Raw genomic sequence first — 21519 nt, 5'->3', positions numbered from 1 at the left:
ACCCCCTTTGGTCGGCTGCGACAGTTTAGGCGTGTTCTCCCGTCTGATTCATCCAGACTCCGTCCCGATCCGCTTCGGAAACCCCCCGGCGGGGCATGCGCAACCGCCGGGAGGTCCATCGTCGCCCTACTGTGCGGCGGCCGCGCTCGAAACCCGGCCCGCCCTCATGACACAATCCGGCGTCAGAGAGGAGGAGCGATGAATCTGACGATCCTGACCGGGGCGACGGCGCTGCTGTTCCTCGGCTTCATCTTCGAACTCGTCCGGCGGCGCCGGCTGCGCGAGAAGTACGCGGTGCTCTGGATCTTCGTCGGCGTCATCGTGCTCGGCCTCGGACTGTTCCCGACCGCGCTCAACCACGTCGCGATCGCGTTCGGCGTGGCCAACGGCGTGAGCCTGGTGCTGTTCTTCGGCGTGATGTTCCTGCTGCTGGTGTGCCTGCACCTGAGCTGGGAGGCCAGCCGCCTCGAGGACGAGACGCGGGTGCTGGCCGAGGAGATCGCGCTGCTACGGCTGCGCATGGACGAACAGAGCGAGCGGACCGAGGAGCGTTCGGCGTCGTGACCGATACCTTGCACGCCGAGGAACTCGGCACCGTGGCCGAGGCCGCGGTGGAAGGGGGCGCGGTGGAAGCGGGCCCGCGCCGGACCCAGCGGGTGCTGATCATCGTCCCGGCCTGGAACGAGGCCGAGTCGATCGGCAGCGTCATCGCGGAGATCGAGGGCGCGCTGCCGTTCGTGGACGTGCTGGTCGTGGACGACGGCTCCACGGACGGCACCGCGGCGGTCGCGCAGCAGGCGGGCGCGGTGGCCGTCCGGCTGCCGTACAACCTCGGCGTCGGCGGGGCGATGCGCCTCGGCTACCGGTACGCCCGCGACCACGGCTACGACGTGGCGATCCAGGTCGACGCGGACGGCCAGCACGATCCGGCCTACGTCCCGAAGCTCATCGACGCGCTGTCGGCATCGTCGCTCGTCATCGGCGCCCGTTTCGCCGGCGAGGGCGACTACCGGGTGCGCGGTCCGCGCCGGTGGGCGATGACCATGCTGTCCTGGGTGCTCTCCCGGTTGGCCCGTACGAAGCTGACCGACACCACCTCGGGATTCCGGGCGTGCAACCGCGAACTGATCGCTCTGTTCGCGGACTGGTACCCCGTCGAGTACCTGGGTGACACGGTCGAGACGCTGGTACGCGCGCTGCGGCTCGGTTATCGGGTCAGCCAGATCCCGGTGGCGATGCGCCAGCGGCAAATGGGCACGCCAAGCCAGTCCCCGCTCAAGGCGATGCTGTACCTGGGCCGGGCCTTTCTGACGCTCTTCCTGGCGCTCGTCAGGCGGTAACGCGGCCCTCGGCGGATAACGCGGCCTCGCCCCGGTTAGGCGCTCAGGCGCTTGCTCGGGGAGGCCGCGTAACGCAGCAACTGCCGCGCCGAGTCCATACGGCGCTGCTTGAGCGCCGCGGGCACCAGGCTGAGTGCGTGCAGCCGGGCCGAGCGGTGCCGGCGCGAGACCGCCGCGGCCTCGGTCCAGCCGATCGAGTCCAGGTGCTCAGCCGTCTCCAGGAAGAAGGCACGCGCCTCGGCGAACCGGCTGCCGTCGATCGCCTGCTTCGCCGATTCGCTGGACAGGTGCCGCCGGTACTGGAAGCACACGTGGTCGCCGGCGATCAGCTCCTCGCCCCGCTCCACCAGCTTGATGATCATGTCGAGGTCCTGGATCACCTCCAGGTCCTCGCGGAAGCCCACCGCGGCGACCGCGTCCGTGCGCCAGCAGATCGAGGGGAAGTACAGCCAGTTGCCGCGCAGCAGGTTCACCGCGAGCTCCTGGCCGTGCAGGCGGTGCGGACCCGGCCCCTTCGGCTTGTAGATCCGCCGTTTGGCCGAATCCACAAGACCGCCGCCGATCACCCGGCCCGCCTCGTCGATGACCTCCACGCCCGGCTGCACGATCCCGGCCCCAGGGGCCAGGGCCTCCAGCCGCCGGACGGTGCTCACGTAGTCGGGCAGCATCAGGTCGTCGCTGCCCATCATGACCATCCGGTCCCGCTTGGCCAGCTCCACGCACTTGCGGAAGTTGCCGGTCACCCCGAGGTTCACCGGGTTGCGCTGATAGCTGACCCGCGGATCGCCGAGCGCGGCGAACCACTCCGGGACCCCGGCCGCCTCGCCGTCGTCGACCACGGTCAGATGCCAGTCCGGGTCGTCCTGCGCCAGGATGCTGCGCACCGCTGCTTGCATCATCGCGACATCGCCGTAGTACGGCATCATGATGTCGATGCTCGGCATCTGAGGGTCCTTATTCCCGTGTGGTTGGGGTGGGCGCCGGCGCGGTCAGAAGCTCGTGCCGAGCAGGAACTCGGCGAGCGTCAGGTGCCAGTCCGGCATCGGCGGCAGCCCGGCGGCGGCCCACTTCTCGTGGCCGAGCACGCTGTAGGCCGGGCGCGGGGCGGGGCGCGGGAACCTGTCGCTGGTGGTCGGGCGCACCCGCTCCGGGTCGAGGCCGGACAGCTCGAAGGCCGCGCGGGCCAGGCCGAACCAGGTGGTCTCGCCGGAACAGGTGCCGTGGTACGCGCCCGCCGGGGCCTGCCCGGCCAGCGCCGCGCCGCCGAGCGCGATCAGCTGCGTGGCCAGGGCGCGCGCCCAGGTCGGCTGGCCGCGCTGGTCGTCCACCACGTCCAGGAACTCGCGCTGCTTGGCCGCGTTCAGGATGGTGGCGACGAAGTTCTTGCCGTACTCGCCGTAGAGCCAGGCCGTGCGCACCACGAAGCCGGTGCTCGGCAGGGTCCGCAGGACCGCCTGCTCGCCGACCAGCTTGCTGCGGCCGTAGGCGTTGACCGGGCTGCTCGCCGCGTCCTCCGGGATCGGCGCGGCCGCGTCGCCGGGGAACACGTAGTCGGTGGACAGGTGCAGCAGGATCGAGCCGGAATCGGCGCACGCGGAGGCCAGGTTCTGCACCGCGGTCCCGTTCACCGCGGTCGCGTCGGCCTCGCGGGCCTCGGCGCCGTCCACGTCGGTCCACGCGGCCGCGTTGACGACGACGTCCACGCCGTCGACCGCGCGCTTGATCGCGTCCGGGTCGGTGATGTCCAGCTCGGCCCGGCCCAGCGCGACGACCTCGTGCACCGCCTCGCCGGAGCCGTCGTCCTTGAGCCCGGCGCTCTCGAGCCCGGCGTCGACCCGCGGCGTCTCCCCGCGCTCCGGTTCGCCCAGCGGGTGCGCCGGGCCGATCAGCAGTTGTGCGACTTCCCGGCCGAGCATCCCGGCCGCACCGGTGACGAGCCAGCGTGCCACTACAGCGCCGCCTTGGCCTTGAGCGGCTCCCACCAGGCGCGGTTCTCGCGGTACCACTGCACGGTGCGGGCCAGGCCCTCGTCGAAGGAGACCTGGGGCTCATAGCCGAGCTCGGTGCTGATCTTGGTGATGTCCAGCGAGTAGCGCCGGTCGTGGCCCTTGCGGTCGGCCACGTTGTCCACGCTGCCCCAGTCCGCGCCGCAGGCCTCCAGCAGCCGCGCCGTCAGCTCCTTGTTGGTCACCTCGGTGCCGCCGCCGATGTTGTACACCTCGCCGGAGCGGCCCTTGGTCAGCGCCAGGTGGATGCCGCGCACGTGGTCGGAGACGTGCAGCCAGTCGCGCACGTTGCCGCCGTCGCCGTAGAGCGGGACCCGCTTGCCGTCCAGCAGATTGGTGACGAACAGCGGGATCATCTTCTCGGGGAAGTGGTAGTGCCCGTAGTTGTTGGAGCAGCGGGTCACCACGACGTCCTGGCCGTGCGTGCGGTGCGCGGCGAGCACGAGCAGGTCGGAGCCGGCCTTCGAGGCGGAGTAAGGCGAGTTCGGCGCGAGCGGCCACGTCTCCGTCCAGGAGCCCTCGTCGATCGAGCCGTATACCTCGTCGGTCGAGACGTGCGCGAAACGCGCGATGTGGTGCCTGCGCGCGGCGTCCAGCAGCGTCTGCGTGCCCTGCACGTTGGTGACGACGAACTCGGTGGCGCCCGTGATGGAGCGGTCCACGTGCGACTCGGCGGCGAAATGCACGATCGCGTCGTGGCCGGGCAGCACCTCGTCCAGCAGCGCGGCGTCGTTGATGTCGCCCTGCACGAAGCGGTAACCCGGGTGGTCGGCCACCGGCGCGAGGTTCGCCAGGTTGCCGGAGTAGGTCAGCTTGTCGTACACGGTCACCGAGTGGTCCGCGCTGCCGTCGAGTTCCCCGCCGAGCAGCCCGCGCACGTACTCCGAGCCGATGAAACCGGCTCCGCCGGTAACCAGGATTTTCATGGTGGGCATCCTATCCCGTGCCCGCGCTGTGTCCCCGAGTTCCACAATCGGGCTGTGACCTGCGAAGATTAGCGCCGCGTCAAAGGAGACGATACGCTCGGCCGACGCGCGAAGCGTCGCGAACAAGGAGTGCCGCCTGGTGTCCGCCCAGCAAGAGCCGACCGGCCAGAGCCCGACCGAGTCGGCTCGAAACACCCAGTCCCCGGCCGTCACGGCGATCCTGACCGCCTATCACCCCGATGAACGGCTGGCCGCGGTCGTCGAATCCGCGCTCGCGGACTGCACCCGCGTCGTCATCGCGGACAACACGCCCGCCGGGTCCCCCAGTCTCGCCTCGAAGCTGGACGATCCGCGCATCGAGGTGATCGCGATCGGCAGCAACCTCGGGCTCGGCGGCGCGCTGAACCTGGCCGTGAAGCAGCTGCCGGCGGACGCCGAGGCGGTGCTGCTGCTCGACCAGGACTCGGTGCTGCCGGAAGGGCTCATCCCCGGCCTGGCCGCGCACCTGCGCGACGATCCGACGATCGGGATCGCGGCGCCGACGCCCTGGGACGCCAAGCACGAGAAGTTCTACAACGTCGGCGCGGGCCTGCACGACGCGACCGCGGACCGCGAGGCCGTCATCACCTCCGGGATGCTGGTGCGCCGCGAGCTGATCGACCGCATCCCGTTCCGCGAGGACCTGTTCAACGACTTCGTGGACATCGCCTTCTGCGTCGACGTGCGCCGCACCGGCGCGCGCATCGTGCAGAACTACCGGATCAAGCTGCCGCACTCGATGGGGGACCGGCGCGAGCACAAGCTCGGCCCGCTGACCGTGCGCGTGATCCACTACCCGGCCTGGCGGCACTACTGGATCGCCCGCAACGGCATGCGGTTCGCGATGGACAACGTGCGCAAGCACCCGCTCGGCTTCCTGCCGATGGCCGTCTTCCTCGGCCGCAAGTTCGTCTCCACCACGCTGTTCGAGCCGGACCGCCGCCACCACCTGCCGGCGCTGACGCGCGGTGTGCGTGACGGCGTGCTGAACCGGGCCGCCGCCCGCTACCTGCCCGAGGGCGCCAATCCGCCCGGGCTGCGTCTGAAGAAGTGATCAGGGATTGAAGAAGTGATCAGGCATCAGGGCCAGCTATGCCATCGAACGCTGTGACAATGCGCATCGCGGCCGTCGCGACCGCGTACCACCCGGACGACCGGCTCACCGCCGTCGTCGAGTCGGCCCTGGAGAGCTGCTCGACCGTCATCGTCGTGGACAACACGCCGGGCGCCGAGCCGACCGTCGCCGACAAGCTGACCGGGCTCGGCGGTGACGGCGTCGAGGGCCGCGGCCGCGTCAAGGTACTGCGACCCGGCGCAAACCTCGGCCTCGCGGCGGCGCTGAACCTCGGCATCGCCGAACTGCCCGAGGACGCCGAGGCCGTTCTGCTGCTCGACCAGGACTCGGCCCTGCCCGGCGAGGTGGTGGCCGCGCTCGCCGGCTACCTCGGCGATCCGACGATCGGCATCGCCGCGCCGACGCCCTGGGACGCCGCGCACGACTCCTCCTACGACAACCTCGCCGCGCTGCGCGCCGAGGTCGCCGACCGCACCGACGTGATCACCTCCGGGATGCTGATCCGCCGCGACGCGCTGGAGCGGGTCGGCCGGTTCCGTGAGGACTTCTTCGTCGACTTCGTGGACATCGACTTCTGCCTGCGGCTGCGCCGCACCGGCCTGCGCATCGTGCAGGACCAGCGGCTCAAGCTGCCGCACTCGCTCGGCGACCGGCGCCCGCACCGGCTCGGCCCGGTGCGGGTGCAGGTCGTGCACTATCCCGCCTGGCGGCTCTACTGGATCGCCCGCGGCGCCGCCACCCTGCTGCGCGAGAACCTGCGCCGCGACCCGCTCTGGTCGCTCAAGGCGGTGCTCTTCCTCGCCTCCTGGACCTGGCGCACCGCCGCCTTCGAGGACGGCCGCGCCAAACACTCGGCCGCGCTGCTGCGCGGCGTGCGCGACGGCCTGCTCGGCCGGATCAGCCTTCGTCACCTGCCTGAGGGAGCCACCTACCGTGCCGCCCGGTGAAACCCGAGACACCGAACCGATCGGCCCGATCACCGCGATCGTCACCGCCTACCACCCGGACGAGCGCCTCGCGCAGGTCGTCGAGTCCGCGCTGACCGGCTGCGCCCTGGTGATCGTGGCGGACAACACCCCGGCCGAGAGCGCGTCGAGCGCGGAGAAGCTGGACCACCCGAACGTCAGGGTTCTGCGTTCCGGGCACAACCTCGGCCTGGCCGCCGCCCTCAACCTCGGGCTGCGCGAGGTGCCCGCGCAGTCCGGCGCGGTGCTCTTCCTCGACCAGGACTCGGTGCTGCCGCCGGACCTGGTTCCCGGCCTCGCCAAGCACCTCGAGGATCCCACCATCGGCGTGGTCGGCCCCGCGCCGATCGACGCGGAGAAGGGCGGACAGTACGAGACCCTGTCCGTCCTGCACGGCGACGTCTCGGACCGCTACAGCGTGATCACCTCCGGGATGCTGGTGCGCCGGTCGTGCATCCAAGCGGTGTCCGGATTCCGTGAGGACTTCTTCGTCGACTGCGTGGACATCGACTTCTGCCTACGGCTGCGCCGGGCCGGGGTGCGCATCGTGCGGGACAAGAACCTCGTCCTGCCGCACTCGATCGGCGACGGCCGCGACCACCGGCTGCTCTTCGTCCCGGTCCGGGTGCTGCACTACGCGGCCTGGCGGCACTACTGGGTCGCCCGCAACGGCATGGTGCTCACCCGCGAGCACGGCCGTGCCTTTCCCGGCTTCGCGCTCATCAACGCCCTGTTCATGGCCCGCTGGCTGGCCGCGACGGCGGTATTCGAGCCCGAACGCCGCACTCACGTACGCGCCATTCTGCGCGGCCTGCGCGACGGTCTCACCGGCCGCACCGACCTGTCGTACCTGCCTCGCGGCGCGCAGTACCACGGCGCCGGCGGCCACGCGGCAGACCAGTCCGCAGCGAACCACCGGGCTGGCGCGGACTGATGTCCGGCGTGCTCGACGACACCGGCAAACCGCGGCCGGCTGCCGAGGTCGAGCCGGAGCTCGCCGGGCGACCGGAGGCGTCCGTGCGCCGAGTCGTCGCGGCGCGGCGCTGGGCCCGGTCGCACGCGGTCGCGCTCGCGGGTCTGCCGTTGCTGGCGGCGACGTTGTTCGCGCTGTACCTGCACCAGGCGATGACCCAGCCGCTCAACGCGGACGGGTCGAGTAACGCGCTGCAAGCGTGGGACATGCTCCACGGCAATCTGCTGCTGAGCCGCTGGAGCCTGACAGACGTCTCCTTCTACCTGACCGAGCTGCCCGAGTACCTGCTCGTCGAGGCACTGCACGGCCTGGACGGCGACGTCGTGGCGATCAGCGCGGCGATCACCTACACGCTCCTGGTCCTGCTGGCCTGCGTGCTCGCCCGCGGCCGCGCCGTCGGCGTGGAGGCTTTCGTCAGGGTGCTGATCGTGATCGTGGTCATGATCGCACCCACGGCCGGACCGGGCACGATCGTCGTGCTCTCCTCGCCGGACCATCTCGGCACCGCGGTTCCGCTGGTGCTCCTCTACCTGGTCTACGAACGCCTCCCGCAGCGCTGGTACCGGCTCCCGCTGCTCTTCCTCCTGCTCGCCTGGGCCGGAATCAGCGACAGCACGGCGCTGCTCGTCGGCGGCGGCGGGATCGCGCTGCTCTGCGCGCTGAGGCTGTGGCGGGGCGCGGGCGAGCGCAGGCCGCAGATCGCCGAGTTCTGCGCGGTGCTGCTCGCCGTGATCACCGGGGTCGAGGTGCCCCGGCTGATCCATCAGCTCGGCGGCTATCTGATGCGCCCGCCCAGCCTGGCCTTCACCGGCGCGGACCAGATGGCCACCTCTCTGTGGGAGGCGATCGGCTTCTATCTGCGGCTGTTCGCGGCCGACTTCTTCGGCATGCCGCTGATCGGTGCCAACCCGGCGGGCGGCAACCTCACGCCCGCCGAAACCCTCATCACGCTGCTGCACTTGTCCGGGGCCGCCCTGGTCACCGTCGCACTGGTCAAGTCCGCGCGGCGGCTGACGCGCGACGGGGACCCGATCGTCAGGCTGCTGACGATCGGGCTGCTGCTGAACCTGGTGGCCTTCGTGTTCAGCACCGAGATCGAGGGCGGTGCCCGCGAGATCGCGGTGGTGCTGCCGCTCGGTGCCGCGTTAGCCGGTCGAGTGCTCGGATCGCGGATCGCTGCGGACCGCCGGCTCATCGCCACCCTCGGCGCGCTGGCCGTGGTGTTCTCCGGAGTGCTGATGTACCACGCGAGCCGACCGAGTGCGCCGGCGGATGCCTCCGGCGCGGAGATCTGGCTTAAGGCACACGGCTACACCTACGGGCTCGGCGGATATTGGAACGCGAACAACATCACGGTCGCGTCCGGCGGCGCGGTACAGGTGCGACCGCTCAACACAGAGCCGCAAGGCATCGTGCAATACGTCTGGGATTCCAACTCGACGTGGTACGACCCTGAGAAGCACTACGCCGACTTCATCGTCTTCGGCCTCGGCGCGGGCAGTTCGGTCTACGCGCGGCCGCAGCAGGCGATCGCGCAGTTCGGGCGCCCGCTGCGGACCGTGCAGCTGCCCGGCGAAGAGATCATGATCTGGAACAAGAACCTGCTCGCCGAGCTGCCCCGGGGCTGAGCCGAGGCCGTCCGGATCGCCGAACCCGGCGTCGCTCGGGCGTCGCCGGGCCCGCGTCCGACCGCCGCGGTCCTTCGGGTACGGTGGGTCTGCGCTCAGCAACCCGACCGATAGGCTGTCCATTCATGCGCGGAATCATCCTGGCAGGCGGCACCGGCTCGCGGCTGTGGCCGATCACCAAGGCCATCTCCAAGCAGCTCATGCCGGTCTTCGACAAGCCGATGATCTACTATCCGCTGTCCACGCTGGTCATGTCCGGGATCGACGAGATCCTGATCATCACCACGCCGGAGGACCAGGCGGCGTTCCAGCGGCTGCTCGGCGACGGCTCGCAGTTCGGCCTGCGCCTGGAGTACGCGGTCCAGGAGCGGCCGGAGGGGCTGGCGCAGGCGTTCATCCTCGGCGAGCGGTTCATCGGCGACGAGTCGGTCGCGCTGGTGCTCGGCGACAACATCTTCCACGGCGTCGGGCTCGGGCGGCAGCTGCGCAACCACACCGACCTCAAGGGCGGGCTGGTCTTCGCCTACCCCGTCGCCGACCCGAGCGCCTACGGCGTCGTCGAGTTCGACGAGACCGGCCGCGCGGTCTCCATCGAGGAGAAGCCGGCCAAGCCGAAGTCCCGGTACGCGGTGCCCGGCCTCTACTTCTACGACAACCGCGTGGTCGAGATCGCCAAGGCGCTCAAGCCGAGCGCGCGCGGCGAGCTGGAGATCACCGGGGTGAACGCGGCCTACCTGGAGGCCGGGGAGCTGACCGTCTCAGTGCTCGACCGCGGCACCGCGTGGCTGGACACCGGGACCTTCTCCTCGATGGTCCAGGCGGCCGAGTACGTGCGGGTGATCGAGGAACGCCAGGGCCTGAAGATAGGGTGCGTCGAGGAGGCCGCGTGGCGGGCCGGGTTCCTCGACTCGGCGCGGCTGCGCGAGCTGGCCGAGCCGCTGCTCAAGAGCGGGTACGGTGCGTATCTGCTGGGCCTGCTGGATACTGAGAGCAGTCCGGGAGGCATGTGATGAGCACCGTTCTCGCCGCCGTCGGCGCGGTTCACCCGCTGGCCGCGGCCACCGTCAACGACAACACCCCGTGGGTCGGGCCCGGCATGATGGGCTTCCTCATCGTGGTGGTCATCGGCCTGGTCACCTGGTTCCTCGGCAAGTCGATGACCAAGCAGCTGCGCAAGCTGGACGCCGGACGGGCCGAGCAGCAGGAGGCCGAGGGCCAGGAGGAGGCCGAGGCCGCCGCACCGGCTCCGGCGCACGATCCGAAGCTGAACGGCGCGCACTGAGCTGCAAGCCGGATCTCGCTGTTCGCCCTGGGCGTAATAGGCGCGCCGCCTAAGCGGCTGATCGGTGAGAATGTGCGGGTGGACCAGACCCCCATACCCGGCCTGCGGGTGTCCGTGCTGCGCGGCGTCGAAGCGCGGCGCGACGGTACCCCGCTGGAGGTTCCCGGGCGCAGGTTGCGGTCCCTGCTCGCGCTGCTCGCGCTGAGCCCAGGCGTCCCGCGGCGCGCCGAATACCTCGCCGATCAGCTCTGGGACGGCGAACCGCCGAGCGCCAACGCACTGCAGGCGCTCATCTCACGGCTGCGCCGGGTGCTCGGCGCCGACGCCGTGATATCCCGGCCGAACGGCTACCTGCTGGCGCTCGGTCCCGAGCAGGTGGACCTCTCCCGCTTCGACCGGCTGATCGCCGAGGGGACCGCGATCGCGGCTCGCGAGGCGCTGAGCCTGGCCGGTCCCGAGCCGCTGGCCGAGTTCGCGGACGTGCCCGACCTGGCCGACGAGGCGCGCCGGATCGAGGCCGAGTGCTGGAAGGTGCGCGCGCTCGCCGGCTCCGCCCCCGCGCCGGGATCCGAGCACGACGGGTTCCCGAACGAATCCGCGCCGGCCACCCCAGCGGCGGCTGTCGCGCCGCGGCTCGCGCCCGGCGGCGTCCGGCTCATCGGCCGCGATCGCCTGATCGCTGAGATCAGCGCGCGACTGGACACCACCCGCCTGCTCACCTTGGTCGGCGCCGGGGGAGCGGGGAAGACCTCCGTCGCCAAAGCCGTCGCCTACGCGCGAGACGGCGCGGTCGTCGCCGAGCTGGCCCCGGTCGGCTCGGAGGCGGTCGCCGCGGAGGTGCTGACCGCGGTGGGCGGCCGCGACCTGGTGGTGACCGAGCGCGCCCGCCGCGCCGTCGACCACGGCGACTACCGCACCCGCATCGCGGCCACCCTTGCCGATCGCAGGCTGCTGCTGGTTCTGGACAACTGCGAGCACGTGGTCGACGCCGCGGCCGACCTGGCCGCGCTCATCCTGGACCGCTGCCCGCAGGTCACCATCCTGACCACCAGCCGCGAGCCGCTGGCCGTGCCCGGCGAGGTGCGCCTGCCCATCGACCCGCTGCCGGTGCCGCCGGTCGAGGCCGAGCAGTCCAGGCTCGGCGAGTACGCGGCGATGCAGCTGCTGCTCGAACGCGGCCGCGCGGTGCGGCCCGACCTGGCCACCGACGGCCCCGACGGCGAGGCGCTCGCGGAGATCTGCCGGCGGCTCGACGGCAGCCCGCTCGCCCTGGAGCTGGCCGCGGCCCGCTTCAACCTGCTGACCCCGCGTCAGGTCGCCGACCGGCTCGACGACAGGTTCCGGCTGCTGACCAACGGCGCCCGCACCGCCCTGCCGCGCCAGCAGACGCTGCGCGCGGTGGTGGACTGGAGCTGGGACCTGCTCGACGCCGCTGAGCGCGAGGTGCTGGCGACCTGCTCGGTGTTCGTGGGCGGCGCGAGCCTTGAGGACTTGGACGCCGTGGTCGGCACGGACGTGCTCGACGTGCTCGGCCGGCTGGTCGCCAAGTCGCTGGTGGTGGCCGACCGGCTCGACGACGGCACGATGCGGTACCGGCTGCTGGAGACGATCCGCGAATACGCCCGCGACCGGCTGACTGAGATCGGCTGCGAGCAGACCGCCCGCGACCGGCACGCCGCCTACTACGCGAACCTGATCGCCACCGCCGAGCCCAACCTGCGCGGCCCCGAGCAGCTGCATTGGATCGCGCGGCTCGACGCCGAGGACGACAACCTGCGCGCGGCGTTGAACTGGACGCTTGAGCGCCGCGACGTCGCTAAGGCGCTGCGCCTGTCCACCAATCTGAGCTGGTATTGGATGCTGCGTGGCCGCCGCGACACGCAGCCGCTCTATACCGCGGTCGCGGAACTGGCCGAGAGCGCGGGGGAGACCTCCTCCGCGCAATACGCCCTGGTCCTCGCGTTACGCGCCATCACCGGCCTTGACACGGGGGTCGAAGTCGAGGAGACCAGGGCGCTGCTGGAGCGCTCGCGGGCGATCTTCCGCGAGGTCGGCGGCTACCACACGATCGGCATCCTGGTCGAGCTGCTGCTGGCCATGTTCGGCGCGGAGGGGATCTCGCAGACGCTGGACGAGGTGCAGTCGGCGGCCGAGGCGGCGGGCAAGGACTGGGACGTCGGCCTGATCCTCATGTTCCGCTCGCGCATGCTCGCCGACGACGACACCGCCGCGGCCGAGCAGTGCACTCGCCAGGCGTTGGAGCTGTTCCGCCGCACCGGCGACCGCTGGGGCATCGCGGAGACCGGGCAGGCGCTCGGCTACGTACAGAGCATGCGCGGCGAGCACCGCGCGGCGCTGGAGACCTACGCCGAGGCGGCCGAGGTGGCCGAGGAACTCGGCGCCACCGGCGACCTGGGGATGCTCGGCCTGCAAATGGCCTGGGAGCACGAGTTCCTCGGCGAGCCGGAGCAGGCGGACCTGATCATCGCGCAGACCGAGCAACGCCTGGTCGACCGCGCCGCCTCCGTGGAGATCCGCACCTACCTGATGCTCAGCCGGGCCGAATTCGCCCGGCGCCGCGGCGACCTCGACGCCGCGGCGCGGCACCTGGCGGCCGGACGATCGACCGCCGAGCGCGGCTACCTCGGCCCGTTCCGCGCCCAGTACGAGATCAGCTCGGGCCTGCTCGCCGCGGACCGCGGCCGGCCGCGCGAGGCCGCCGGGCACCTGCGGGCCGGCCTGATCGCGGCGACCAAGCTGTTCTACGACCGCCCCGACGTGGCCGCCTGCGTCGAGGGCCTGGCGGCCGCGGCGCAGGCCGCGCAGCAGCCGCGCCTCTCCGCCGTGCTGCTCGGCGCGGCCACGGCGATCCGGCCTGCGGTGCTGCCGCCGGCCCGGCACATCGACGTGGCGCGGGCCGTGCGCGCGGCGCGCGGCGCGCTCGGCTCCGCGGAGTACGAGCGCGCCTTCGCCGAGGGCCGGGCGCTTTCCCCCGAAGCGGCCCTGGCCCTGGCCCGGGAGCAGGCCGACCTGATGGCGGCCTGACCCGGCGTCAGGCACGGCGCTCAGCTGCGCCGCTTGTAGGCCCGCACTGCGAGGGGCGCGAACACCGCGGTCAGCCCCGCGGACCACACCAGCGTGACCCACACCGCGTGGAACGCCGGCTCACCGATCATCAGCGCCCTGGCCGAGTCGGCGGCCGTCGTCAGCGGGTTGATCTTCACGAAGGCCTGCAGCCAGCCGGGCATGGTGGTGGTCGGCGCGAAGATGGACGAGGCGAACATCATCGGGAACAGCACCAGCTGGCCGACGCCCTGCACCGCCTGCGGGGTCTTCGCGGTCGAGCCGATGTACACCGCCACCCACGAGATCGCCAGGCCGAGCGTCATCAGCACCCCGATCCCGGCCAGGAAGGCGAGCGGCGAGGTGTGCACGCGGAAGCCCAGCGCCACCGCCGAGGCCGTGGTGATCACGGCCGCGATCAGCAGCCGCAGCAGCGCCGCCACGATGTGCCCGTTCAGCACGGCCGAGCGGGCGATCGGCAGCGAGCGGAATCGGTCGATCACGCCCTTGGAGAAATCGTTGCTCAGCTTGATCCCGGTGTACATGGTGCCGAAGGTCAGCATCTGCGCCAGGATGCCCGGCACCAGGTACTCCAGGTAGTTCCCGTCGACGCTGTTCTTCATCGCCCCGCCGAACACGTACGTGAACAGCACCGTCATGATCAGGGGGAAGATCGTGACGTCCATGAGCTCTTCCGGATCCGCCTTGATCGACAGCAGGTTCCGGCGGATCATCGTTCCGCTGTGCCGCAGCCACTCGGCGACCGACACCCGGCCGGAGACCCCCCTGTCGGTTCCCGGTCGCGCGAGCGCCCCGTCCGCCGCGCCTGCCTCCACCGCGCTCATCAGTGCTCTTCCTTTCGGGTGCTGCCTGCGCCGTCGCCGCCGGCGCTCGCGCCGGTCAGCGTGATGAACACCTCGTCAAGCGAGGCCGTGAAGGTGCTGACGTCCGCCAGCGCGATCTCCTTGGCGGCGATCTCGCGCAGCATCAGGTTCAGCTGCTCGTCCTCGGCGAGCGGACCGCTCACCTGGCCGATGCCCTCCTCCTGCGCGGTGCCCAGAATCTCCGCCATCAGGGCTTGGAGGATCGGCAGATCCGTCGGGTCCGCGGGACGCACCCGCAGCCGCCGCCCGGCCACCTGGTGCTTGAGCTCTTCGGGTGATCCGGAGGCGATGATCCGACCGCGGTCCATCACCGCGATCTGCCGGGCCAGCGCCTCGGCCTCCTCCATGTACTGCGTGGTCAGCAGCACGGTGGTCCCGTTCCAGGCCAGCTCGCGCACGATGTCCCACAGGTCGTTGCGCCGCTGCGGGTCGAGCCCGGTGGTCGGCTCGTCGAGGAAGAGCACCTGCGGGGTGCCGACCAGCGAGGCGGCCAGGTCCAGCCGGCGGCGCATGCCGCCGGAGTAGTGCTTGGCCATCTTCTTCGCCGAGTCGGCGAGCCCGAAGGTCTCCAGCAGCTGGTCGGCGCGAGCGCGCGCCGCCTTGGCCGGCATGTCCAGCAGCCGCCCGATCATGTAAAGGTTCTCCCGGCCGCTGAGCGCCTCGTCGACCGAGGCGTACTGGCCGGTCAGGCCGATCACCCGGCGCACGGCGTGCGCCTGCCGCACCACGTCGAAGCCGCCGACCGAGGCCGTGCCGCCGTCCGGGGCCAGCAGCGTGGCCAGCATCCGCACGATGGTGGTCTTCCCGGCGCCGTTCGGCCCGAGCAACCCGAACACGGTCCCGGTCGCCACGTCGAGGTCCACCGCGTCGACGGCCACCTGGTCCCCGAACCTCTTGACCAGGCCCCGCGTGGACACCGCGGCGTCGACCGTCGTCGCCGCAACCCTTGTCTGTGTCATGGACTCAAGGTCGCACGCGGCGCTGACACCGCCCTGACACGAGCTGACAGTGGCGGGCTCAACTCTTGTCAGCGCCGGTCAGCGGTCCTCGGTCAGGCGTCGCAGCAGTTCCAGCGCGTCCTGCGCCTCGACGGGCCGGAAGAACTGCCGGACGCCGCGCTCACCCCTCGTCCGCGACCACCGACTTGACCGGCGTGCCGATCTCGACCGTGCGGCTGACCGTGCACAGCCGGTCATGCGACAGCTTCACCGCGCGCGGCAGGATCGCGCGGGCCGCGTCACCCTCCCCTCCCTCGGGGAAGGAGACCCGGAAGGTCACTTCCAGGTCTGTCATCCGGCTGCCCTGGTCGTCCTTGATCTTGTGGCCGGCCACGCTGACCGAGAACCCGGTCGGCTCGGCGTGGCGGCTGGTCGCGACGTCGGCGTCGATCGCGGTGCAGCCGCCGATCGCCGCCAGCAGCAGCTCGACCGGCGAGAAGACCTCGTCGCCGGAGCCGAGGTCGATCGTCACGCCGCGCGCATTGGTCGCGGTGTACTGCCCGGCCGCGACCCGGTCGACGCGCACGCTGCGCAGCGTGTCCGAGCTGGGGGAGTCGTCATTTGTGCTCATGCTGCCGACCATAAGCGCTGGCGCCGTCTTATGTACCGCGACAGAACGCGGGCGGTCGATGGCTCGACCGCCCGCGCCTGCGTTCACGTAGCGATTACCGCAGCATCAGGAGTGTTGAAAACGCAGCATCAGTACGTGAACGAATAGGCAGCCAGGGATGAGACGCCGCACGACGACACGTACAGCGAGTACGTACCGTGCGCGAGGCCCGAGGGCACTGCGAACTCAGTGGTCTGCGCTTCGCCCGGCTTGCTGGGTACCTCGGAGCTCCAGTTGTAGGTGCGGGCGTAGTACACGTGCCCGGCGCTGTCCTTGAGGTAGACGATCGGGTAGTTCTCCGGGGCCTGGAAGTCGTCCTCGCCGGTGGCCACCATGCCGGACAGCTGGGTGCCGGCCAGGTGGTAGGAGCCGTCGGCGTTGGCCGTGACGCCGGTGACGGAGGGCCGCCAGGAGTCCTGGGGTCCGCCGACCGGGGTCCAGATCCAGTTGCGGCCGCCCGCGGCTCCCATGACCTGGCCGTTGGGCAGGTCGAGGAAGTTGACGACCTGGCCGGAGGAGTCGGGGGGTTCGGGGATGGTGGAGATGGTGTTGGTGGTCGGGTCGTACTCGTCGATCAGCGGTCCGGAGGCGGAGCCGCACTGGTTGGTGAGCCAGCTGCACTTGACCGAGTCGAAGATGACCTTGCCGTTGGGTTCGACGCTGGTGTACACGTCGTCGGTGTACGTGCCCTGAGGCGTAGGCGGTCCGGTCACCCAGCTGCCGGCGCTGCTGGTGGTGGAGCCGGGGGTGTAGATCGCGGTGGTGTTGCTGCCGGCCACGAAGATCTTGCCGCTGTACATCTCGGTGACCATGGAGGAGTCCACGTTGCCGTTGGCGTAGCCGGAGGGCGGGGTGGCCAGGGTGTGCCAGGTGTTGTTGGTCGGGTCGAAGCGGTAGGCGCCGTAGTTGCCCACGGAGACCACCGAGCCGTCCGACAGCGGCACCCAGCCGTCTTCGCCGGAGGTGGTGGGACGGGACCCGGCCGCGGTCCAGCTGTTGGTCGTGGGGCTGAAGATCTGGGTCTTCGGGTTCTGCTGGTCGCTGGAGACGATGCTGCCGTCACGCAGGCTGGCGCTTCCGGTGTCCTGCAGGTTGCCGTAGAGACCCGACTGGCCCAGGCTCCAGGTGTTGGTCACCGGGTTGTAGAGCTGCACGCCGTTGTGGTCGTTGGAGGAGCTGCCGGAGGGCCAGAAGTACACGTATTCGCCGCCGGCCTGGTAGAAGCGGCCGTCGGGCAGGATGTGCTCCTGCGCCGCGCCGAGGCCATAGGGGCTGGTGGCCAGCGAGACCCAGTGGCCGTTGGCGTAGCTGCCGAACGCGTCGGGCACCAGCTTGACCCACTGGTGCAGGTCCGCGCCGTTGGACAGGATGCTGCCGTCGCTCATCAGCCACATGAAGGTGGCCGGGCCGCCGCTGAACTGGTTCACTGGGGCGGCCACCCACGTGCCCGCGCCGGGGTTCGAGGAGGGCGAGGACGACGGGGTCGGGCTGGCGCTGGCGCTCGGCGTCGGGCTCTTGCTCGGGCTGGAACTCGGCGTCGGGGTGGGCGAGACCGAGGTGGGGCTCGGCGTGCCAGAGGCCGAACTCACCGAGCCGTTGCACATGGTGCCGTTCAGGCTGAGCTGCGCGGGAGCCGCGTTCGTGCCCGAATACGAGCCGTTGAAGCCGAAGGAGAGGGCCGCGTTCGTCCCGACCGAGCCGTTGTAGGAGACGTTCGCGACGGAGACGTTCGAACCGCTCTGGGTGTAAGTGCCGTTCCACAGCTGGGTGATCTGCTGGTTGCCGGGGAAGCTCCAGCCGACGGTCCACGAGCTGATCGGCGCCCCGAGGTTGGTCACCGAGACGCTGGCGCCGAAACCGGTGCTCCACTGGCTGGTGATCGAATACGTGGCCTGACAGCCGGACGCGGCGCTGGCCCCGCCCGCCGTCACGGCGACGACCGCGCTCGAGCCGAGGGCGGCGACGCCGCAGGCGACGGCGGCGCGACGCAGGCCGGGGCGGGACCCGGGCGTTCGCCCGCGTCCTGTTAACGCTAACAAGGTCGTTCGCTCCTCACTGATGGACATGGTCAGGTCCAGATCGAAACTGTGCCGCCGGAAACCTCCCGGCGCGCTGGTGTTCCGGGGTGCCCTCGCGCCGGCCCATGCCGCGCGCCCAAAACCATCAGCTCGCTGAGACACTGGGTCTCAGCGATGTGCCCGGGACCGTAGGCGCCGGGCCGCGCTCGTGTCAACCAGGCGCGGGTGAGCCCGCCCTGATCGAGACATGGATGCAGGTCATCAGGGGATAGTCCGCGCCGCCGTTGAGACTTTCAGCCCGTCGCAAAAGATCGAGCCGGTCGCCGCGGGGTCGCGGTGACCGGCTCTGTTCACGCCAGCGCGGCGGCGAAGGGCGGGTCGGCGCCGACCCGTTCGCAGGTGAGTGCCGAGATCAGCACTGCTTCATCGACCGTCTCCGCCAGCAGTTCGGCAGAGCACTGGCTCAATCGCTCCGGCGTTTGCAGCCCCCGCCGCACCAGGCCGCCGAGCAGCCCGGAGGTGAAGGCGTCGCCGGCCCCGATCGTGTCCACCAGGCGGATCTTGCGGCCCGGCCGATGTACCGGCGCGGCGTCCGGACGCAGCAGATGCGCTCCGTCCGGGCCGTCTGTGATCACGACGGCCAGCGCGCCGAGCTTCAGCCACCGATCACCGACCTCTGCGATACCCGTTCCCGGGTACAACCACTCGATGTCCTCACGGCTGGCCTTGACCACGTGCGCCACCGCCACGAAGTCCTCGACGAGCGGCCGCGCCTGTTCCGAGTTCCCGAGCAGCAGAGGGCGGATATTCGGGTCATAGCTGATCAGCGTGCTGCCGTGCTGCCGCGACCGGGCCACTGCGGCGCGGATGTGCCGATCGCCCGGCTGCGTCCAGGACGCGAGCGAGCCGACGTGCAGCACCGCGGTGTCCGCCGGAATCCGCGCCAGCTCCGCATCGGTCCACTGCCAGTCGGCGGTGCCGTCGAGGTAGAAGTCGTACCCGGCGTGGCCCTCCGCGTCCAGGGAGACCACCGCGAGCGTCGTCGGCTCGGCGGCCTGCGGCGCGCTGCTCAAATCGACGCCCTCCGCGGCGGCGTGCTCGCGCAGCTGCCTGCCGAAGGCGTTGTCCGCGAGCCGCGCCATCAGGGTAGTGCGATGACCGAGCCGCACCAGGCCGATCGCGACGTTGAACGGGCTGCCGCCCGGCCGCGCCTGATAGTCGCCGGGCCCGGCGCCCGGCACCAGGTCGATCAGGGCTTCCCCGATCACGGTCAGCCGCGGCCGGCCGGACGCCGGGCCGAGTCGATCGGTCGAGGGCGGCTCGGCCTGGAGATGCTCCGTCACGAGCTCATCCTGTCTCGACTCTGCCTGCCGCGCGCCGCCGGGGCCGCGATTTCCCCGGAGCCGCGCGTGATCAGGCGTGTCGGGACGATGTGCGTGCCGGTCGGTGAGGTATCGCCGTCCAGCCTGCGGAACAGGGTTTCCGCGGCGATCCGGCCGAGCGCCTCGATGTCCTGCGCCACGACGGTGATCCCCGGCCGCAGCATGTCCGCGAGCGGGAAGTCGTCGAATCCGACCATCGCCACTTCGTCCTGCAGGCCCAAGGCGCGCAGCGCCCGGCTCGCACCGATCGTGACCAGGTTCTGTCCGGTGAACACGGCAGTCGGTGGATCAGGCAGCTTCAGCATCCGCTCGGTGGCCTCGATCGCGGCCTGCTCCGAGCTCGCCTCGTGCCACTCGATCCGCTCGTCCGGCCGCACCCGCGCCAGCTCCAGCGCGTGTCGGTAGCCCTCGAACCGCTGCGCCGCGGTGGAGATGGACAGCCGGTCACCGAGGTACGCGATCCGCCGGTGTCCGCCGGCCAGCAGGTGATTCACCGCGTTGATAGCCCCGGTCCGGTTGTCCGAGAGCACCGCGTCGGCGTCCAGCAGCTTCGGTTCGCGGTCGACGAACACCAGGCAGGTCCCGGCCGCGCGTTCCTTGATCAGGTAGCTGTGGTCGTGCCCGGCCGGGACGATCAGCAGCCCGTCCACGCGGCGGTCGATGAACGCACCGGCCAGCTCGCGCTCCCGCGTCGCGTCCTCGTCGAGGCTGCCGAAGAGCGCCAGCACGTGGCGCCGCCGGGCGGTGTCCTCGACCGCCCGCATCAGCGCCGCGGAGAAGGGGTTCGCCGCGTCCTCGACCAGCATGCCGATGGTGGCGGTGCGCCCGTCGCTGCGGCGCAGATTGCTCGCCGTCAGGTTCGGCCGGTAGCCCAGCTTGTCGGCCGCCTCACGGACCCGGGCGGCGAGCGCGGGATCGACCGTGCTGACCCCGTTGACCACGCGGGAGACGGTCTTGATCGCCACCCCGGCCAGCGCCGCGACGTCCCGCATGGTGGGCCGTCCGGCCGGCCGCGATGGACCAGGTTCCGCGTGAGGCATCGTTGTCTCTCCCGAGGGTTGCGTTACCGACTCGTTGCCTATGGGTCTCTGCCTGTGGCTTGACGCATTGTCGCATACGAGAGAGTATCCCGGCGAGACAACGTTGTCCCGAGGTTCCCGCGGAATTTCTCGCCCCTCGCGAATTCCCGACCGGGCCGCACCGGGACACGTCAGACACGACCTCCGGCCACCACCCTCACCCCGCGTACGTCCCAGAGAGGCTTGAACCATGGACAGCTCGACGACGAGCACCCACGCGCCGCGCCTGAGCCGGCGCACCCGCGCGGCCGCCGCCGCTACCGCGTTGTGCGCTGTCGCCGCCCTGGCGGCCTGTAGCTCCTCCTCCGGCAGCACCTCGGCAGGCTCCGGCGGCTCGGGTTCCGGCTCGGGCTCCGCGGTGGGCGTCTCGCTGATCCTCAAGACGCTGACCAACCCGTACTTCGTCAGCATGGAGAACGACGCCAAGACCGCCGCGGCCAAGGACAACGTGAACCTCACCGTCGCGGCCGGCACCAAGGACGGCGACACCCAGAGCCAGATCACCGCGATCGACAACGCGATCGCCCGCGGCGACAAGGGCATCCTGATCACCACCAACGGCGACGCGGTCAACGCCGCGCTCAACCAGGCCAAGCAGGCCGGCCTGTTCGTCATCGCGCTGGACACCGCGCCGAACCCGCCGAGCACCGCCGACATCACCTACGCCACCGACAACACCGCCGCCGGAAAGCTCGACGGCCAGTACGCGGCCGCCGCCCTGGCCGGCAAGCCCGCCGTCATCGCCATGCTCGACCTGTTCAACAACCAGGTCGTCTCCGTCGACATCGACCGCGACCACGGCTTCCTGGAAGGCATGGGCATCAACCCGGGCAGCGCCACCGAGAACGGCCAGGAGGCCAAGACCGGCACATACACCGGCGGCGGCTCGTACACCATCGCCTGCCACCGGCCCACCCAGGGCGCCATCGACGGCGGCCGCACCGCGATGGAGAACTGCCTGTCCGCGAACCCGAACATCAACGTGGTCTACGCGATCAACGAGCCGGCCGCGGAAGGCGCGTACAACGCGCTCAAGGCCGCGGGCAAGCAGAGCCAGGTCGCGGTCTACGCGATCGACGGCAGCTGCTCCGGCCTCAAGCTGGTGGGCACCGGCGAATTCACCGCCGACGCGGTGCAGTACCCCGGCAAGATGGCCGCTCTCGGCGTGGACTCGATCGCGAAGCTGGCCCGCGGCGGCTCGAAGCCGAGCGTGACGCAGGGCAAGTCCTTCTTCGACACCGGCACCGCGCT

19 protein-coding genes are annotated in these 21519 nt (G+C 70.9%); 10 read left to right on the top strand and 9 right to left on the bottom strand.

Annotated features, from left to right (window positions below; genetic code table 11):
* The first annotated feature begins 198 nt into the window (after positions 1 to 198).
* Positions 199 to 564 (top strand): DUF2304 domain-containing protein, encoded by a 366-nt coding sequence (locus tag VFB40_RS06335; protein WP_324841520.1) that lies wholly within the window; start codon positions 199 to 201, stop codon positions 562 to 564.
* A 92-nt stretch (positions 565 to 656) separates the two neighbouring features.
* The gene (locus VFB40_RS06330) at positions 657 to 1340 is read left to right on the top strand and encodes a glycosyltransferase family 2 protein (RefSeq protein ID WP_349261363.1); all 684 of its coding nucleotides are present in this window, start codon (positions 657 to 659) and stop codon (positions 1338 to 1340) included.
* A gap of 35 nt (positions 1341 to 1375) precedes the next feature.
* Here the strand turns inward: VFB40_RS06330 and VFB40_RS06325 are convergent, their stop codons facing one another.
* From VFB40_RS06325 to rfbB, 3 genes are read right to left on the bottom strand one after another with little or no spacing between them, the layout of a single operon-like run.
* The gene (locus VFB40_RS06325) at positions 1376 to 2284 is read right to left on the bottom strand and encodes a glycosyltransferase family 2 protein (RefSeq protein WP_324848350.1); all 909 of its coding nucleotides are present in this window, start codon (positions 2282 to 2284) and stop codon (positions 1376 to 1378) included.
* A 45-nt stretch (positions 2285 to 2329) separates the two neighbouring features.
* Complete coding sequence (rfbD, locus tag VFB40_RS06320; RefSeq protein ID WP_324848349.1) at positions 2330 to 3289, bottom strand: dTDP-4-dehydrorhamnose reductase; 960 nt, start codon at positions 3287 to 3289, stop codon at positions 2330 to 2332.
* Positions 3289 to 4272 carry a dTDP-glucose 4,6-dehydratase gene (rfbB, locus tag VFB40_RS06315; protein WP_324848348.1) on the bottom strand — a complete coding sequence of 328 codons (984 nt, stop codon included), beginning with the start codon at positions 4270 to 4272 and terminating at the stop codon, positions 3289 to 3291. The genes rfbD and rfbB overlap by 1 nt, the downstream gene beginning before the upstream one ends.
* 139 nt (positions 4273 to 4411) lie before the next feature.
* On the opposite strand from rfbB, the gene VFB40_RS06310 reads away from it, so the two are divergent.
* The 7 genes from VFB40_RS06310 (at position 4412) to VFB40_RS06280 (ending at position 13279) form a co-directional block, all read left to right on the top strand.
* Entirely contained in the window at positions 4412 to 5365 is a 954-nt protein-coding gene (locus tag VFB40_RS06310; RefSeq protein WP_324848347.1) for a glycosyltransferase, read from the top strand.
* Between the two features lie 59 nt (positions 5366 to 5424).
* The gene (locus tag VFB40_RS06305) at positions 5425 to 6333 is read left to right on the top strand and encodes a glycosyltransferase (protein WP_324848346.1); all 909 of its coding nucleotides are present in this window, start codon (positions 5425 to 5427) and stop codon (positions 6331 to 6333) included.
* Complete coding sequence (locus VFB40_RS06300; RefSeq protein ID WP_324848345.1) at positions 6320 to 7285, top strand: glycosyltransferase; 966 nt, start codon at positions 6320 to 6322, stop codon at positions 7283 to 7285. Before VFB40_RS06305 ends, VFB40_RS06300 begins: the two co-directional genes overlap by 14 nt.
* Positions 7285 to 8952 (top strand): hypothetical protein, encoded by a 1668-nt coding sequence (locus VFB40_RS06295; RefSeq protein ID WP_324848344.1) that lies wholly within the window; start codon positions 7285 to 7287, stop codon positions 8950 to 8952. The genes VFB40_RS06300 and VFB40_RS06295 overlap by 1 nt, the downstream gene beginning before the upstream one ends.
* Positions 8953 to 9077: 125 nt before the next feature.
* Positions 9078 to 9962 (top strand): glucose-1-phosphate thymidylyltransferase RfbA, encoded by an 885-nt coding sequence (gene rfbA / locus VFB40_RS06290; protein ID WP_324848343.1) that lies wholly within the window; start codon positions 9078 to 9080, stop codon positions 9960 to 9962.
* Positions 9962 to 10234: a hypothetical protein gene (locus VFB40_RS06285; RefSeq protein ID WP_324848342.1), complete on the top strand. Its 273-nt coding sequence runs from the start codon at positions 9962 to 9964 to the stop codon at positions 10232 to 10234. The genes rfbA and VFB40_RS06285 overlap by 1 nt, the downstream gene beginning before the upstream one ends.
* Before the next feature lie 78 nt (positions 10235 to 10312).
* Complete coding sequence (locus VFB40_RS06280) at positions 10313 to 13279, top strand: ATP-binding protein (protein ID WP_324848341.1); 2967 nt, start codon at positions 10313 to 10315, stop codon at positions 13277 to 13279.
* A gap of 20 nt (positions 13280 to 13299) precedes the next feature.
* On the opposite strand, the gene VFB40_RS06275 is transcribed toward VFB40_RS06280, so the two are convergent.
* The 6 genes from VFB40_RS06275 to VFB40_RS06250 all read right to left on the bottom strand — a co-directional run bounded on the left by VFB40_RS06275 (position 13300) and on the right by VFB40_RS06250 (position 20181).
* Positions 13300 to 14142 (bottom strand): ABC transporter permease, encoded by an 843-nt coding sequence (locus VFB40_RS06275; protein ID WP_324848340.1) that lies wholly within the window; start codon positions 14140 to 14142, stop codon positions 13300 to 13302.
* The gene (locus tag VFB40_RS06270; protein WP_324848339.1) at positions 14142 to 15140 is read right to left on the bottom strand and encodes an efflux ABC transporter ATPase subunit, DrrA-related; all 999 of its coding nucleotides are present in this window, start codon (positions 15138 to 15140) and stop codon (positions 14142 to 14144) included. Before VFB40_RS06270 ends, VFB40_RS06275 begins: the two co-directional genes overlap by 1 nt.
* A gap of 160 nt (positions 15141 to 15300) precedes the next feature.
* Complete coding sequence (locus tag VFB40_RS06265) at positions 15301 to 15750, bottom strand: OsmC family protein (protein WP_324848338.1); 450 nt, start codon at positions 15748 to 15750, stop codon at positions 15301 to 15303.
* A 128-nt stretch (positions 15751 to 15878) separates the two neighbouring features.
* Complete coding sequence (locus tag VFB40_RS06260) at positions 15879 to 17855, bottom strand: cellulose binding domain-containing protein (RefSeq protein ID WP_324848337.1); 1977 nt, start codon at positions 17853 to 17855, stop codon at positions 15879 to 15881.
* A 302-nt stretch (positions 17856 to 18157) separates the two neighbouring features.
* Positions 18158 to 19150, bottom strand: coding sequence for a carbohydrate kinase family protein (locus tag VFB40_RS06255; protein WP_324848336.1), 993 nt, complete (start codon positions 19148 to 19150; stop codon positions 18158 to 18160).
* A complete protein-coding gene (locus VFB40_RS06250) occupies positions 19147 to 20181 on the bottom strand; it encodes a LacI family DNA-binding transcriptional regulator (RefSeq protein WP_324848335.1) in 1035 nt (344 codons plus the stop codon). The genes VFB40_RS06255 and VFB40_RS06250 overlap by 4 nt, the downstream gene beginning before the upstream one ends.
* 277 nt (positions 20182 to 20458) lie before the next feature.
* Between VFB40_RS06250 and VFB40_RS06245 the strand changes: the two genes are divergently transcribed.
* A partial coding sequence (locus VFB40_RS06245; protein WP_324848334.1) for a substrate-binding domain-containing protein occupies positions 20459 to 21519 on the top strand: 1061 nt, incomplete at its 3' end.

The sequence above is a fragment of the Actinocrinis sp. genome (genome assembly GCF_035650855.1).
Taxonomy (GTDB): domain Bacteria; phylum Actinomycetota; class Actinomycetes; order Streptomycetales; family Catenulisporaceae; genus Actinocrinis.
The sequence above is the reverse complement of the archived record's forward strand: the minus strand, read 5'-3'. Positions and strand labels throughout refer to the sequence as shown.

Excerpts from the sequence above, each read along its gene's own strand:
- VFB40_RS06335 (WP_324841520.1), top strand. The coding sequence starts at position 199 with ATGAATCTGACGATCCTGACCGGGGCGACGGCGCTGCTGTTCCTCGGC.
- VFB40_RS06325 (WP_324848350.1), bottom strand. The coding sequence starts at position 2,284 with ATGCCGAGCATCGACATCATGATGCCGTACTACGGCGATGTCGCGATG.
- rfbB (WP_324848348.1), bottom strand. The coding sequence starts at position 4,272 with ATGAAAATCCTGGTTACCGGCGGAGCCGGTTTCATCGGCTCGGAGTAC.
- VFB40_RS06305 (WP_324848346.1), top strand. The coding sequence starts at position 5,425 with ATGCGCATCGCGGCCGTCGCGACCGCGTACCACCCGGACGACCGGCTC.
- VFB40_RS06295 (WP_324848344.1), top strand. The coding sequence starts at position 7,285 with ATGTCCGGCGTGCTCGACGACACCGGCAAACCGCGGCCGGCTGCCGAG.
- rfbA (WP_324848343.1), top strand. The coding sequence starts at position 9,078 with ATGCGCGGAATCATCCTGGCAGGCGGCACCGGCTCGCGGCTGTGGCCG.
- VFB40_RS06285 (WP_324848342.1), top strand. The coding sequence starts at position 9,962 with ATGAGCACCGTTCTCGCCGCCGTCGGCGCGGTTCACCCGCTGGCCGCG.
- VFB40_RS06275 (WP_324848340.1), bottom strand. The coding sequence starts at position 14,142 with ATGAGCGCGGTGGAGGCAGGCGCGGCGGACGGGGCGCTCGCGCGACCG.
- VFB40_RS06270 (WP_324848339.1), bottom strand. The coding sequence starts at position 15,140 with ATGACACAGACAAGGGTTGCGGCGACGACGGTCGACGCCGCGGTGTCC.
- VFB40_RS06265 (WP_324848338.1), bottom strand. The coding sequence starts at position 15,750 with ATGAGCACAAATGACGACTCCCCCAGCTCGGACACGCTGCGCAGCGTG.
- VFB40_RS06260 (WP_324848337.1), bottom strand. The coding sequence starts at position 17,855 with ATGTCCATCAGTGAGGAGCGAACGACCTTGTTAGCGTTAACAGGACGC.
- VFB40_RS06250 (WP_324848335.1), bottom strand. The coding sequence starts at position 20,181 with ATGCGGGACGTCGCGGCGCTGGCCGGGGTGGCGATCAAGACCGTCTCC.